Origin of the sequence: Rhizobium sp. R711 (assembly GCF_002211365.1) — a bacterium.
In the GTDB taxonomy this organism is placed as follows: domain Bacteria; phylum Pseudomonadota; class Alphaproteobacteria; order Rhizobiales; family Rhizobiaceae; genus Rhizobium.
The window spans coordinates 20,483-34,194 of record NZ_LOKZ01000037.1 but is presented as its reverse complement, the minus strand read 5'-3'; the positions used below and the strand labels follow the sequence as shown (position 1 = coordinate 34,194).

The window sequence follows — 13,712 nt, the reverse complement described above, 5'->3', positions numbered from 1 at the left end:
GTCGAATTATGCGGATGCGGCTTCGCTCGGATTGTCCGAGAGCGCCTTGCGCAACCGCTCTTCCTGATCAGGCGCCAGCGACGTTTTCAGGACGCGGCCACGCAGCCCCTGGAGCTCGGCCAGAACCTTCTCCGGTTGCGCCTTGCGCACGAGGACGAAGAGAGCGGAGGAGGAATTCGGTATCGTCCCACCAAGAGACTTGATGAAGTCGTCGTCGATGCCGTAGTCGGCAAGCGAGCCGGAGATCGCGCCGGTGCCTGCACCGACGAGGCCGCCGATCGCAAATCCCGCGAGCGGATTGAGGAAAAGCAGGCCGACGAGACCGCCCCAGAGGGAACCGGACAACAGGCCTGACGTGGCACCGATTGCTGTCAGGTTGAGGCTCTGCTTGAGGTGGACCTTGCCGGCCTCGTCTCGGACCACCACGACTGCATCTTCGAGATCGACGAGGTATTCCTTCTTCAGGCTGTTCAATTTCAGCAGCACCTTGTCTGCTTCATCCATGGCATCGAAGCCGATAACAACGAGTTCCGACATTGTCTGTTCCTTTCGTTTGACAGCGAGCATATGGAGCATGACGGCGGGCAGAACTGTGCCAGCCGGGACTATTGATCGAACGCGTAGATCTTCTTCCAGTCAGCTTTCATGTCGACGAGCAGCCAGTTGCGCGCAATGGCCTCATCAAGTGCCTTGTCGAGCCTTCCGAAGTCGGATTTGCGATCGTATGCGTATTCCCGATCTGCATCGGTATGATGAACGATCATTGCGAAATGAGGCCCCTGACCGGCCATCACCCAGCGCAGCATTTCGTAGTCTCCATCCGAATTGCCGGCAGCAAAGACCGGGCGTCTGCCGATGAACTTGTTGATCCCTACCGGTTTGCCGGGACCATCATCGACGAAATCGATCTTCGGAAGCCGGTTCAGAACCGGCGTATCGCCGACCAGGGCATATTGCGTCGTGATCGTGCTGCCGACGACCTGTTCGGGCGGAATGCCGTATGCCTTCTCCGTGATGGGGCGCATGAACTCGACGCCGCCGCCGGAGACAATGAAGGTCTTGAAGCCATTTGCGCGCAGGTAGTCCAGGAGTTCGCGCATCGGCAGGAATGTCATCTCATTGTAGGGCTTTCCGGTCTTGGGGTGTTTCGCCGTCGCGAACCAGTCGGTGACGATCTTGCGGAAATCGTCGGTCGTCATTCCTGCGTGGGTCTCCATTCCAAGCTCAACGATGCCCCGCTCGCCGCCCTTTGCGACGCCTTTGAGGTCGCCGGCGAGGATCGATTTGAAGGGTTCCTTCTCTTTCCACTCTGGGTGTTGCGGGGCGAGTGTCTTGACCCGATCCAACATGAAACCAAGCTGAAAGTAGAATGGCTGCTCCGTCCACAGCGTTCCGTCATTGTCGAAGACGGCGATACGGTCCTCAGGAGCCACGTAGTCACTACCGCCCTCTGTCGTCACCTTCTTGACGAAGTCGACGATTGCCTGCTTCGACTTGCCCTCATTCCACAAGGGAAGTTCCTGTCCGAACGCGCTCACTGGGAGCAGCAGAAAAAGCAGGAAGACGCGCACACACCGGGACATCGGGATACTCCTGATCAGGTTGCAACGCGCTTGATGCAGCGAAAACCGACATGGCTGGTCGAGGTATCTTCCGGCTCAGCGTGGCGGGCTGCCGGGCGATAACGCCGGCAATAGTTCGGGGCGCAAAGGTGCGAGCCGCCCTTCAGCACGCGCCTTGGGATAAGAATGTTGGCTTGGTTGGGATCATAGCTGGCCTCTTTGCCGCCGCCGCGAGGGTTCTCTGGGATGCAGCAGGCTTTCGCAGCTGGTTCCGGATGGCGGGTCGACCAGTAGTCCGATGTCCACTCCCAGACGTTGCCGATCATGTCATAGGCGCCGTAGCCGTTCGGCGGAAACGAACGCACGGGCGTCGTTCGATCCTTGCCGGCCGCTTTCGTGCTGTGGGTCGGGAACGTGCCTTGCCAGGTGTTGGCCATCGCGACGCCTTCGGGCATGAGTTCGTGGCCCCAGGCAAACTCGGTGTCGTCAAGCCCGCCGCGGGCTGCGAGTTCCCACTCAGCTTCCGTCGGCAGGTCCATTCCCGCCCATTCGGCATACGCCTTCGCATCGGAATAGGCGACATGGACAACCGGATGGTCCAGCTTGCCGCGGAGATCGCTCAAGCCGCCATAGGGCCGCCGCCAGTTGGCGCCGAACTTGAATTTCCACCACTGGGTAATGTCGGTGCCGCTTACCGTTTTCGGTGGGGTGAAAACGAGAGATCCCGCCCGTAGCATGTTCGGCAAGGCGCCGGGGTAATCTCTCGGGTCTGGGGCTTTCTCGGCCAGTGTGACATGGCCGGTTGCCTTGACGAATTCCTGGAACTTACGGTTCGTGACCGACGTTGCCTCGATCCAGAAGCCGTCGACGGTAACGGGATGAGCCGGGGCCTCTTCGGGATAGTGGTCGTTGGAACCCATCACGAAGGTCCGGCCAGGTATCCACACGAGGTCGTCATGGTCGTCGCCCTGACGTTGCGGCCGGTGTTCTGCGTCAAATGCCAGTGCCATCGTCGCCTCCGAAAGCCTGCCCTGAGTATCGCCACGCGTTGCTTCAGCCGTAAGTACGTTACGGTAACATGCCTTCCAGAAAACGTTACATTAGGCGTAAATCTGCTGCTCAGCCCTATGGATTCAACTCGGGCAACAGATTTCCGCGCGTCGTGCGTGGCGCGTGTTGCCGCGCATGCCTGTTTCGCGTGATCGCAGCCGCGAGTGCTGCCCGATCGAGCGTAGCCTCTGATGAGCCGGAACCGTAGAGCAATCGATCGAGTTGCTCGACGTGACAGCAAAGGTCGGTGTCGCCACTAGCGGCTGCCCAGGCCGAAGCCGTCCGGTAACCAACGGCATGGCACCAGTCGTCGAGCGAAGCGTAAATGCCCTGCGGTGGCTCATGCTTGACGGCGTGCAGCATCCGGCGGAAGCGCTCCGGCTCGGATTCGGCGCGCATTTGCCGCCGTTGCGTCAACCATTGCCGGATCGGCGACAGCCAACGGCGGCCCGCTAAAAACACTGCGCTCAGCACGGCGATCAAGAGGGTGGCGACCGCGATCATACGCATGGTTCGCTGACGCGCAGCAGGTGCCGCCGCCTCGCTCGCCTGAACATTCGGCGCAATGCGTTCGGTCGGTGCCTGTGCTTCGGCCACAGTCAGATCGACTGCGGGTAGCGATGCGGTCTTCGTGGTCTTGGTGAGGGTGTCAAACCATTCGAGGCTGATCGACGGGAGCTGGAAGGTGCCGGGCGCCGCCGCAACGTAGGTGATCGTCTCCGTTCGCGAGCTTCCGTCTATCTGATCGCGATTGACACCATCGGCCAACTGCGGTGACTGCGAATATGTCTGCAGGCCCTGCGCCTGACCGATCTCCAGCGGCGGGATCATCATTGCCTGCGTATTGCCAGCGAAGATGGTGACGGTTCTAACCAGGGCTTCGCCTGCCTTGAGCTTGGCGGGATCGCGATCGAACGATTGCGTCAGGCTAACGTCGCGGACCGCGAAAGGAAGAGCAGTCTTGTCGCTGCCGGTTGGAGAAACAGCCGTGAACTGCGTCGGTGGCAACTGCGCGGTGCCTTGAACAAACTTGCCGTCATCGGAGTACTTGAAGTCGATCGTGGCAGGAGGCAGCGTGTACGTGCCTGCGGTCTCGGGAACAATCGCATAGTTACGGCGGATGCCGGAATACTGCACGCCGTCGATCGTTTCCGTCATGTTCTGGGCGCGCTCGTCCGGAAGCGTGACGAGTGCGTTCGGAAGGTCAAATAGAGGAAACTGCGGTGGCGATGTGAAGAAATTCGGCGCAAAGACGTCGACCGTGACCTGCACCTGTTGACCCGGCACGATGCTATCGCTGTCGTTGATGGTCACGCGGGCAAAGGGTTCCGCGGCCAAGGCAGCGCTTGCCATCAAAGCCGTAGTCAGTGCTGCCCAAGCGGCTCTCACGGCTTCCTCTCCTCAGCCTCGATCGCGAATTTTCGCGCCATCAGCTCTGTTGGGCTCACCTGGAGGTTCTTCATCCACATCTCCGACGTCTGTTCGGTGACATCGACCTGTCCGGCCTTGCCCTTCTTTCCCTTGTCGTCGAATTTGACCTGGTCCGGCTTTTGGTTGGGGTCTTGTGGCTGATCCTGTTCGTCTTTCTTCTGGCTGGCCACCAAGGTTTCGGCGATCGCAAGATTGGCGGACGCTTCCGGCCAGTCTTTGCGTTTCTCGAGCGCCCTCCGGTAAGCGGCGACAGCTTCTTCGAACTTCGAGAGAAAAAGCAGCGCATTTCCCTGATTGTACCAGCTTTCGGCGCTGTCGACCGTGGCGAATGCATCGATTGACTCGGCAAGTTTCCCGGCGCGGTAGAGCGCCACGCCACGCCACATCGGGTCGCGAAAATGGGACGCGGCATCGTCATAGTTCCCGCGCGTGAAGGCGAGCCTGCCTTGCTGATCAGGCGTCAGCCATATGTCGGCGAAATTCGCCGCATGGGACGATGTCGGCGCAAGTATAAGCCGCGCCAGAATAAGTACAGCTCCCAGCCGAACGACCCATCCTCTCCGAAAGGTCAGCGCGAAGAGTACAGCGGTCGGCATGAGCAGCAGCCAGCCGGCGTCCTTCCAGCGGTTGCCTTCCTCTGATTTCTTCTGGGCAAAGTTGGTGGCCACCCGCTGTGTGATCCAACGGACGTCCGTGTCGTCGTCGGTGATCGTGGCGACGTCAATGCCCGTCAGTGCGTGCAAGTCTTTCAGCGCGTCGATATCGAGCTTGGCAAAGACACGGTGGCCGCCGGCTCCAGTCAGAAAGCTACCGTCAGGCGTTTTCACGGGACCGCCTTCCGCAGTTCCGACGCCGAGGATCAGGACGCCGTTGTCTGTTTTCCGCTTGAACGCATCGAAGGCGTTCTGTTCGACGCCGTCGGTGATGAAGACAATGGTGCCGGCGGCGTCGCCGTCTGTGAGGGTCTGTTCCGCTGCGGTGAGCGCGGCCGCTGAGTCCTTGCCGGAAACCGGCATGATGCGCGTGGCGAGCGCATCGGTGTAGGTCTCGACAAGCGCCGCATCGTCGGTCAGTGGCAAGACGAGGTGGGCCGATCCGGCGTAGGCGATGACGGCGGTTCTGGCACCCTGCCGCTGAGCAACGATGTCCTTGATCTTCAGCTTGGCACGTTCGAGCCGCGAAGGCGTGAGATCGATCGCGTCCATAGTCGATGACAGGTCGACGGCAAGAACCAAGGGTGCCGTGTCTTCGACGAAGGGTGGAGCCTCGCGCTCCCAGGTCGGGCCTGCCGCGCCGATGGCTGCCAGGACGAGGACTGCTCCAAGCAGCCGCGAAGGGTGCAGGCGCGTACGCCCCGACGCTTCGACGATCAGCCTCTCCAAAAGATGAGGGGCGATCATATCCCTCCAGCGATTGCGGAGATTGCTCGACCGCGAAGCAAGCAACACGATTCCGATCGGCAGGAGGAGTGCCAGAAGCCACCAGGGGCGAAGGAAGTGGAAGTCTTCGATCATGCGGCTGACCTCCGGAGAAGTCCGCCAAGTGCGGCTGCGCAGTAATATAGCGCGAGCACCGTAATCGCCGCACCGAGCGGCCAGTGAAAGAGCTCTATGCGTGGCCGCCAGGACAGGTTTTTCTGATCTTCGGGCGTGATCTTGTCGAGTTCGTCATAGATCGCCGCAAGCTGCGTCTGGTCGCCACCAAAGAAATAGCGGCCACCTGTGTCGCTTGCGATCTTTTGCAAGGCCGCAGTGTCCAGCTTGTCTTCACCGGTTGCCGCCGGGTCGCCTATCCCGACTGCATGGATAACAACGCCCTTCTGCTTGGCTATGTCGGCCGCTTTAGCTGGCGGCATCTTGCTGGCGGTGTCGTTGCCGTCGGTGAGCACGATCAGCACCTTTTCCGGAACGGTGGTCTTCTCGAACATCTTGATTGCAAGGCCAATCGCATCGCCAAGCGCGGTCCGAGGCCCCGCCATTCCGGGCAGTGTTTCGGCAATCATTGTCTGAACAGTACGGTGATCCATCGTGAAGGGGACGAGTGGGTAGGGAGCGTCACCAAAGGCGATCAAGCCAATGCGATCGCCCGGTCTCTTGGTAACGAAATCGGCGACGACCGTGCGAACCGCGTCGACGCGTGGGCGTGTGGTCCCATCCGGAGCACGAAAGTCACGAGTGTCCATTGATTGCGAAAGGTCGAGTGCCAGCATGAGATCACGCTGGGGTTCGACTTTCTCGATCGGCGGCTCGACGAATTGCGGGCGGGCGAGGGCGACCACGATGAGGCACCAAGCAAGGGCTTCGGCAACCAGTTGCGGCCAACTTCGCCGGGCGATCACCGAGCCCGATGTCGGCGTGATGCCGACCGCGCTTGCGACCTGGTCAAAGAAAGGCAAGCGCACCGATGCCGAGGTTTCATGATGGGCAGGCAACAACCACCAGACTATGAGGGGTAGCGGCAGCAACACCAGCAGCCATGGATGATCAAGCTGATACACGATGACGCTCGATCCAGTTGCGCGCACCAGCAATCAATTCGGTTTCCGTATTCGCGCCGCTCCCTTCGCTGGCGTGATATTCGAGATCATCAAGCACGGCTTGTAGCGCACGGCTGGTCGCACGATCACCGTGGACCTCGAGAAACTTCACCCAGGCCGCGCCGGCGAGGGAAGCAACATCGTCGCGAGGCCAGCCGGCAAGAGCGACACGCTTTAGGAGTATCGCGAGGTCACGAACGCCGGACTGCCGTGTCTCGGGATTGCGGATCTTCGCTTCCACGCCAGCAAGCAGCGTCAACGCCTCGCGCCGGTAGGCATTGGCGCGATAGTGGCGAAGCCAGAGCAGAAACGCTGTAGCAAGGATCAGGGTCAGGATCGCGGCTAGGACGGCCCAGCCCCATGTCTGAGGCATCCACGAAACCGGCGGCGGCACGGCGATGTCCTTCAGCGAACGCAGCGCTGTTTCAGTCATCGGGTCCAACGAGGTGCCGGCCGGTTCCATGTCACCGCCGCCTCTGGCGCCAGGCGGGCTGTTCCAGCAATTTGCGGAGCTGTGGCGCCGTTTCTTCCGCTGTGGAGATGGGCAGCATGGGAAGGCCGAGTTCACGCTGCCAGGCGCGCAGTTCCCGGCCGCGTTCTCGGGCGAAGCGGTCTATCGATTGGCGCACGTTGCCTTGCCTCAGCGCCAGCTCAGCCTGGAGGCTGCCGCCGCTGACGACGATGTTTCCCGATTGCGGCAGTTCCAGCATGAAGGGATCATAGACCAACAGGCAGATCACGTCGTTATGGGCGGAAAGGCGCAGCAAACGGTCGCGGGTCGCCGTCGTGTGGCCGTCGAAGTCGCTGATGATAATCACGAGATGATCGTGATGCGCGATATTGGCGACGCGTTCGACGACGGTGTCGAGTGCATCGAGAGACGGTGCGCCGGAATAGCTCGCGCTCAATTTGGCGTTCTGAGTCGCGATCCGGTCGGCAAAGCCGATCACCGCTTCGCGGCTGCGATGTGGGCGTATTTCGTCGATCCTTTCGTCATTAAAGACAAAGCCCCCGACACGGTCGCCGGAGCCGAGAATGCGCCAGGCGCAAAGTATGGCCGCTTCCGCCGCCGTGACCGATTTCATCGAGCGGCGACTGCCGAAGAACATATTGATGCGTTGGTCGACGACGACCAGTGCCGGCCTTTCCTTTTCTTCGGAGTAGACACGGACCGCCGGCTTCGTCGTGCGCGCGGTGACGCGCCAATCGATCGTGCGGATGTCGTCGCCAGGCAGGTAGTCCCGCAGTTCCTCGAATGTCAGTCCGCGGCCACGCATGGAAGACTGCATGCGACCGGCAAGCAGGCGATGGCTCTTGGCTTTCTGCACGAAACTCAGATCGCGGGCGCGACCTTCCAGAGCTACCAGCTGGCTGGTTGAGACGTGAATGCCTTCTGCATCGGGATTTGTCGGCATTGCGCGATCCTCAAGAGACAGCCACGAGCTCGACGATGCGATTGATCACCTGATCAGGCGTCGTATTCGACGCATGTGCTTCGTAAGACAGAATGAGACGATGGCGGAAGACATCGTTCACGACTGCCTTGACGTCATCGGGCGTCACGTAATCCCGCCCCTTGAACCATGCATAGGACCGGGAGACCTTGTCGAGGCCAATCACGCCGCGCGGGCTGATGCCAACCTGCAGAAGCTCCGCCAGATCCTTGTCGTATCTGTCAGGATAGCGGGTGGCGAGCACCAGTGCGACGATGTAGTCCTCGATCGGACTCGAAACGGTAACCGCGCCAATCTCCTTGCGGGCGTCGAAAACGGACTGGGGGTTAAGCTTATGGTCTTCGGCGGGCTTCGTGCCACTATGTGCTGCGTTTTCCTCGTCCCGGTTCAGACGCATGATGGCCGCCTCGGACTTTCCATCGGGATAACCGACCTCGACATGCATGAGGAAGCGGTCGAGCTGAGCTTCGGGAAGAGGGTAGGTACCTTCCTGCTCGATCGGGTTTTGCGTTGCCATGACCATGAAGAGAGGCGGCAAGGCGTATCTCTTTCCGCCGACCGTCACCTGCCGTTCCTCCATCGCCTCGAGAAGCGCTGACTGCACTTTGGCCGGCGCGCGATTGACTTCGTCGGCAAGGATCAGGCTGGCAAAGATCGGTCCCCGCTGGAATTTGAACTCACCCTTGCCGCCTTCGCTGAAGTAGATCTCCGAGCCGGTGATGTCGGCGGGGAGCAGGTCAGGGGTGAACTGGATGCGGGAAGGCTCTGCATCCAGGTTTTTCGCCAGGTTCTTGATAGCGCGCGTCTTGGCAAGCCCCGGCAAGCCCTCGACCAGGAGGTGGCCGTTGGCGAGGAGGCCGAGCAGCAAGCGCTCAACCATCGTCTCCTGGCCGATGATTGACTGCCCGATCCTTTTGCCGAGGTCGAGAATATCGTCGCGTGCAGTCATGGTTCCCCCTAAACAGATGAGCGGGCCGCGCGAGCTGGCCCGCTCATGGCTGTTGCTACTTTCCAGTCGCGGCGCCTTGGTCCATGGAGCGCATCAGGGCCTCGACCATCTGGTCGATACTGAAGCTCGCCGAACGCTGGCTGGGAGGGTAGTCTTTGAACGTCTGCAGGAATGGAGCGACCCGCCAGACGCCGTACTGGATGAGATAGGCATTCTTCGCCAACCAGTCGTAATACTGGTCGGAGACGACATCGGCGCGCTCGTAAGGATCCATGCGCAGATTGAAGACCTTCGGTGCACGCAGGCAGGTGAAAGGGTTTGCCCATACGACGAAGCCGCCCGGCTCCCTCTGTTCGCAGAACACGATCTTCCAGTTGCCATAGCGATAGGCGACGACTTCTCCATCATCGTTGAAATAGTAAAATTCGTCGCGTCCCGACTTCGGCTGCTGTCCCGTCAGATAGGGAAGCTGGTTGTAGCCATCCAGATGGACCTTGAACTGGTTGCCGTTGATGCTGGTGCCATTGAGAAGCCGCTCCTTGATGTCGTTATCGCCAGCGGCCGCAAGCAGGGTCGGGAACCAGTCGAGCCCGGACATTATTTCGTTAGACACGTCGCCGGCCTTGATGTGGCCGGGCCAACGAACCATTGCGGGAACACGGAATGCGCCTTCCCAGTTGGTATCCTTCTCGCTTCGGAAGGAGGTCGTCGCCGCATCGGGCCATGACCATTGGTTGGGACCGTTGTCCGTCGTGTAAACGACGATCGTGTTGTCGGCGATGTTGAGATCGTCCAGCGCTTTCAGGAGCTTGCCGACATCGCCGTCATGCTCGAGCATGCCGTCCGCATATTCGTTGCCGGGCATTCCGCTTTGGCCCTGCATGGAATCGCGCACGTGTGTAAAGGCGTGCATGCGAGTCGTGTTCATCCAGGTGAAGAAGGGCTTTCCTTCCTTGGCCTGCCGCTGGATGAAGTCTATCGCTGCTGCTGTCGTTTCGTCGTCGATCGTTTCCATGCGCTTGCGGTTCAGGGCTCCGGTGTCGTCGACCCTGCCATCGGCAAACGAATGCAGGACGCCGCGCGGCGAGTTGCTCTTCACGAACGCCTGGTCATTCTTTGGGTAGTAGGGACGCTCGGGCTCCTCCTCTGCATTTAGGTGATAGAGGTTGCCGAAGAACTCGTCGAAGCCGTGCTTCGTGGGCAGGAACTCGTCGCGGTCGCCAAGATGGTTCTTGCCGAACTGGCCCGTCGCATAACCGAGCGGCTTCAGCGCCTGTGCAATGGTAATGTCACGCGCCTGCAGGCCTACGGTCGCACCGGGGATACCAACCTTGCAAAGGCCCGTGCGGAGGCAAACCTGGCCTGTGATGAATGTCGAGCGGCCGGCGGTGCAGCTGTTTTCGGCGTAGTAGTCGGTAAACAGCATACCTTCCTTGGCGATCCGGTCAATGTTGGGCGTTTTGTAGCCCATGACCCCCATCGTATAGGCGCTGATGTTCGTCTGGCCGATGTCGTCTCCGAAGATGACCAGGATGTTCGGTTTTGCCGTGTTCTGAGCCGGTGCCGCCTGCTGTGCATGAGCAGCGCCGTAGCTGAGCGAAGTAGAGGCCAGCGAAAGGGCAAGCGCCGCACCGGCATGCCGAAGCCGTTTCGAGAGAGACGCACTCATTGCGATCCCCCTTGTGTATTCAGGTCATCCGACATTTACGCTCTCCTGGTTGTGGGCAGGTCGTCGCATTTTTCGACGAGCCTACGTTCCCACTGAAGAGCGTCACTCGGTAAGTACGTTACGGTAACAAACGAGCGTCAAAACGTAACAACGAGTGGAATGCGCACGCTTACTGCGTGAGCGGCTGCACCTTGAAGTCGCCTTGAAGCGTTTCATCGACCGGACGCTTCTTGGCCCGCGTTGGCTGTTCGAGCACCGTGACAGGCGCCGCGACCGCGGTGGCGGCGACATTGCCGATGGTGGTGACGGTGCCACCGACGACGGCAGTGAGACCTTGACCGAGCGAGACGTTCGAGTCCGTCAGCGTCTGTCCCGTGATGATGCGCTGGCCGATCAGTTGAACGATCTCGGGGCTTTCGGCGAACTTGCCATGGTTCAGACCTTCGCCCTTCACCTTGGTAAGATCGATTGCGGTAATACCGGCGGCTTCGAGTTTCGAACGATAGGGCTCGACAGTCGGGTCGATCGCGCCCAAACGCGAGACCTTCCCCGTGATGAAGCTCGACACCGCAAGCGCCTTGTCATCCTGAGATACGAAGATCGTGAACTTTGGCGTCGGCGTGCCCATCTCCGCGAATTGCTTGGCAAAGACCTGGATGTCGATATCGGGCGAAGCGAGAATGACGTTATGAATCTTGCTGTTCACGTGGCCGTCGCGGATACCCATCTGTCGCAGCGACTCCATGGTGAGCCAGGTACCCATCGAGTGTGCAAGGATCGTGATGTCCTTTACATCAGGATCAGCGGCCAGTGTTCGCAAGGCCTGTTCGAGCGCCGTGCGCGAATAGTTGGTGCTTTCCTTGTCGTATTCGTAGGCCGTGACCTGCGCGCGCGAAGGCCACGTGAAAAGGAGAGGGGTCGCCTGCATGCCGGAATCGTGGACGATCTGGGCGAGCCGGAAAACCGAATCTTCGTATGTGTTATTGAAGCCGTGAACGAAGACCAGTGCTCGCCCATCCTGGATATTCTGGTGGAACCAGGCGCGCCCCTGTGGAATCGTGTCGATTTCCTTCACGCTGGTCACTGCAAAGTCGGTCGCCGGATTGGGCGGCAGTCGCTTCGGCCATTGGACGGTGCCGGGCTCCCGTTTCGGCGGTATGGAGACGTCAACGGCAGTCAGATAGGGCTTCGGGCTGCGTTCGCCGGTGAAGAGCGTTGCAGGGTCGCCGGAGGGTTCGCGCGTGGTCGCGACCAGCATGCTGACCTTGGAGGTGTTCGACGTCGCCGCAACGGGTGCCATGACCCCGCTTGGGTGACCACAACCGGCAAGAAGTGCGGCGACGAGCAGCGGTACAAGTGTCCGAACAGTGCGGGCTGCGATCACGTCTCCGGTTCCCTCATTGAAAACGCAAGCACCTTACGGTGGCCGGGCGAAAGTGAAAGTACATTACGGTAACCAAGCGGATGTTATGTGCAATTCGCGTCAGATGCCTACGTGCCGCGACGAGTTTTGGGCAAGTGTTACCGAACCGCAACGAGCCTTGCGCGCTGTTCCGTCGCTAGCTGCCATCAATCCGCTCCCTGGGACACTCCTTGCTGCACTTCCTTTGCTTTTGTGAATTCAGTTCATATATCCTTGGACCAAGTGACCGCTTATCACTGAAATCCAGTGCCTCCATATGTTCGCCAGTCAACCACGCCGGCTGGCCGGCAGATCATTCGAGGCACATTATGCCAATTGCTCTCTTCGCTTTGACGATCGCAGCCTATGCGATCGGAACCACGGAATTCGTCATCGTCGGCCTGTTGCCGACTGTTGCTTCAGATCTTCACATCAGCCTGCCGTTGGCCGGACTGATCGTGAGCGTTTACGCCTTGGGTGTCACCTTCGGCGCACCGGTGCTGACGGCGTTGACCGGACGTATCGAACGGAAGCCACTGCTTCTGGGCCTGATGGCGCTCTTCGTCATCGGTAACGGGATGGCGGCTATCAGCCCGAGCTACGCGCCGTTGCTGGTCGCGCGCGTGCTTTCGGCCTTTGCGCACGGCGTCTTCTTCTCTGTCGGCTCGACCATCGCAGCCGATCTCGTTCCTGAAAACCGTCGCGCCTCAGCCATCGCCATGATGTTCATGGGCCTGACCGTTGCCATCGTCACCGGCGTTCCGCTCGGAACACTGATTGGACAAGTCTTCGGCTGGCGGGCGACCTTCGCTGCCGTTGCCGGCCTTGGCGCAATCGCTTTCATTGCGATTGCCGTGTTGCTGCCGTCCAACCTGAAGAAGGCGCCGGCCGCCAGCATCGGCGACCAGATTCGCGTGCTCGGCAGCGGCCGTCTGCTTATCGTCTTCGCCATGACCGCGCTCGGCTACGGTGGCACATTCGTTGCCTTCACATTCCTTGCGTCGATCCTGCAGGAGATCACCGGCTTTGCAGCCGGCACCGTCAGCCTCGTTCTCGTGGTCTACGGCATCGCGATCGCCATCGGCAACGTCGCCGGCGGCCGGTTTGCCAATCGCAGCCCGGTACATGCCTTGACCGGATTGTTCGTTGCCCAGGCAATTGTGCTGGTGCTCTTCAGCTTCACGGCGCCGTCGCCCTGGCTGGCCGTTCCGACGCTGGCTGCGCTCGGCTTTCTCTCTTTCGCTAACGTGCCCGGCCTGCAGATCTATGTCGTGCAATTGGCAAAGCAGATACGCCCCGCCGCTGCCGATGTGGCATCGGCCCTGAATATCGCGGCATTCAACCTCGGTATTGCCGCGGGCGCATGGATCGGCGGCCTCGTGGTGGAATCCTCGCTGGGGCTCGGGGCGACGCCCTGGGTTGGAGCAATCCTCGTCGCGGGAGCCCTGGTTCTGACGCTATGGAGCGGCGCTCTGGACGGTCGCTCGGCATCGAACGCCGACAGAGCGAGCCAGCCCGCCTAGTGAGGGCGAAGAGAACGTACACGTCCTAAAAGCGGTGGTCGACGCGAGCCCAATCGCGTTGGCCAACGTGCTTTGGCGCCGCGGAGTATCTCGCCTTAGCCCGGCGCGGAAGACCGGTACTTCGGGGGAGGGGGAG

At 60.5% G+C, this 13,712-nt stretch carries 12 protein-coding genes; 1 reads left to right on the top strand and 11 read right to left on the bottom strand.

Features of this window, described 5'->3' with window-relative positions:
- Nucleotides 1-6: 6 nt before the first annotated feature.
- From ATY80_RS25055 to ATY80_RS25005, 11 genes are all read right to left on the bottom strand, one after another.
- Complete coding sequence (locus ATY80_RS25055) at nucleotides 7-537, bottom strand: DUF1269 domain-containing protein (RefSeq protein WP_088694996.1); 531 nt, start codon at nucleotides 535-537, stop codon at nucleotides 7-9.
- A gap of 68 nt (nucleotides 538-605) precedes the next feature.
- The gene (locus ATY80_RS25050; protein ID WP_088694995.1) at nucleotides 606-1,583 is read right to left on the bottom strand and encodes an HAD family hydrolase; all 978 of its coding nucleotides are present in this window, start codon (nucleotides 1,581-1,583) and stop codon (nucleotides 606-608) included.
- Nucleotides 1,584-1,597: 14 nt separating this feature from the next.
- Entirely contained in the window at nucleotides 1,598-2,572 is a 975-nt protein-coding gene (locus ATY80_RS25045) for a formylglycine-generating enzyme family protein (protein ID WP_088694994.1), read from the bottom strand.
- Nucleotides 2,573-2,687: 115 nt separating this feature from the next.
- Nucleotides 2,688-4,001, bottom strand: coding sequence for a BatD family protein (locus ATY80_RS25040; RefSeq protein WP_141105593.1), 1,314 nt, complete (start codon nucleotides 3,999-4,001; stop codon nucleotides 2,688-2,690).
- Nucleotides 3,998-5,557, bottom strand: a complete 1,560-nt coding sequence (locus ATY80_RS25035) for a VWA domain-containing protein (RefSeq protein ID WP_088694992.1) — start codon at nucleotides 5,555-5,557, stop codon at nucleotides 3,998-4,000. Before ATY80_RS25035 ends, ATY80_RS25040 begins: the two co-directional genes overlap by 4 nt.
- A complete protein-coding gene (locus ATY80_RS25030; RefSeq protein WP_088694991.1) occupies nucleotides 5,554-6,540 on the bottom strand; it encodes a VWA domain-containing protein in 987 nt (328 codons plus the stop codon). The genes ATY80_RS25035 and ATY80_RS25030 overlap by 4 nt, the downstream gene beginning before the upstream one ends.
- On the bottom strand, nucleotides 6,527-7,042 hold the full coding sequence (locus ATY80_RS25025) for a DUF4381 domain-containing protein (RefSeq protein WP_088694990.1): 516 nt from the start codon (nucleotides 7,040-7,042) through the stop codon (nucleotides 6,527-6,529). The genes ATY80_RS25030 and ATY80_RS25025 overlap by 14 nt, the downstream gene beginning before the upstream one ends.
- Before the next feature lies 1 nt (nucleotide 7,043).
- On the bottom strand, nucleotides 7,044-7,994 hold the full coding sequence (locus ATY80_RS25020) for a DUF58 domain-containing protein (RefSeq protein ID WP_088694989.1): 951 nt from the start codon (nucleotides 7,992-7,994) through the stop codon (nucleotides 7,044-7,046).
- Nucleotides 7,995-8,004: 10 nt separating this feature from the next.
- A complete protein-coding gene (locus ATY80_RS25015; protein WP_088694988.1) occupies nucleotides 8,005-8,982 on the bottom strand; it encodes a MoxR family ATPase in 978 nt (325 codons plus the stop codon).
- A 55-nt stretch (nucleotides 8,983-9,037) separates the two neighbouring features.
- The gene (locus ATY80_RS25010; protein WP_088694987.1) at nucleotides 9,038-10,651 is read right to left on the bottom strand and encodes an arylsulfatase; all 1,614 of its coding nucleotides are present in this window, start codon (nucleotides 10,649-10,651) and stop codon (nucleotides 9,038-9,040) included.
- A 169-nt stretch (nucleotides 10,652-10,820) separates the two neighbouring features.
- A complete protein-coding gene (locus ATY80_RS25005) occupies nucleotides 10,821-11,951 on the bottom strand; it encodes an alpha/beta hydrolase (protein WP_088695190.1) in 1,131 nt (376 codons plus the stop codon).
- Between the two features lie 431 nt (nucleotides 11,952-12,382).
- Here ATY80_RS25005 and ATY80_RS25000 point away from each other — a divergent pair, with 431 nt between their 5' ends.
- Nucleotides 12,383-13,576, top strand: coding sequence for an MFS transporter (locus ATY80_RS25000; protein ID WP_088694986.1), 1,194 nt, complete (start codon nucleotides 12,383-12,385; stop codon nucleotides 13,574-13,576).
- The last annotated feature ends 136 nt before the right edge of the window (nucleotides 13,577-13,712 follow it).

Excerpts from the sequence above, each read along its gene's own strand:
- ATY80_RS25010 (WP_088694987.1), bottom strand. The coding sequence starts at position 10,651 with ATGAGTGCGTCTCTCTCGAAACGGCTTCGGCATGCCGGTGCGGCGCTT.
- ATY80_RS25015 (WP_088694988.1), bottom strand. The coding sequence starts at position 8,982 with ATGACTGCACGCGACGATATTCTCGACCTCGGCAAAAGGATCGGGCAG.
- ATY80_RS25000 (WP_088694986.1), top strand. The coding sequence starts at position 12,383 with ATGCCAATTGCTCTCTTCGCTTTGACGATCGCAGCCTATGCGATCGGA.
- ATY80_RS25055 (WP_088694996.1), bottom strand. The coding sequence starts at position 537 with ATGTCGGAACTCGTTGTTATCGGCTTCGATGCCATGGATGAAGCAGAC.
- ATY80_RS25050 (WP_088694995.1), bottom strand. The coding sequence starts at position 1,583 with ATGTCCCGGTGTGTGCGCGTCTTCCTGCTTTTTCTGCTGCTCCCAGTG.
- ATY80_RS25020 (WP_088694989.1), bottom strand. The coding sequence starts at position 7,994 with ATGCCGACAAATCCCGATGCAGAAGGCATTCACGTCTCAACCAGCCAG.
- ATY80_RS25045 (WP_088694994.1), bottom strand. The coding sequence starts at position 2,572 with ATGGCACTGGCATTTGACGCAGAACACCGGCCGCAACGTCAGGGCGAC.
- ATY80_RS25025 (WP_088694990.1), bottom strand. The coding sequence starts at position 7,042 with ATGGAACCGGCCGGCACCTCGTTGGACCCGATGACTGAAACAGCGCTG.
- ATY80_RS25005 (WP_088695190.1), bottom strand. The coding sequence starts at position 11,951 with ATGGCACCCGTTGCGGCGACGTCGAACACCTCCAAGGTCAGCATGCTG.
- ATY80_RS25035 (WP_088694992.1), bottom strand. The coding sequence starts at position 5,557 with ATGATCGAAGACTTCCACTTCCTTCGCCCCTGGTGGCTTCTGGCACTC.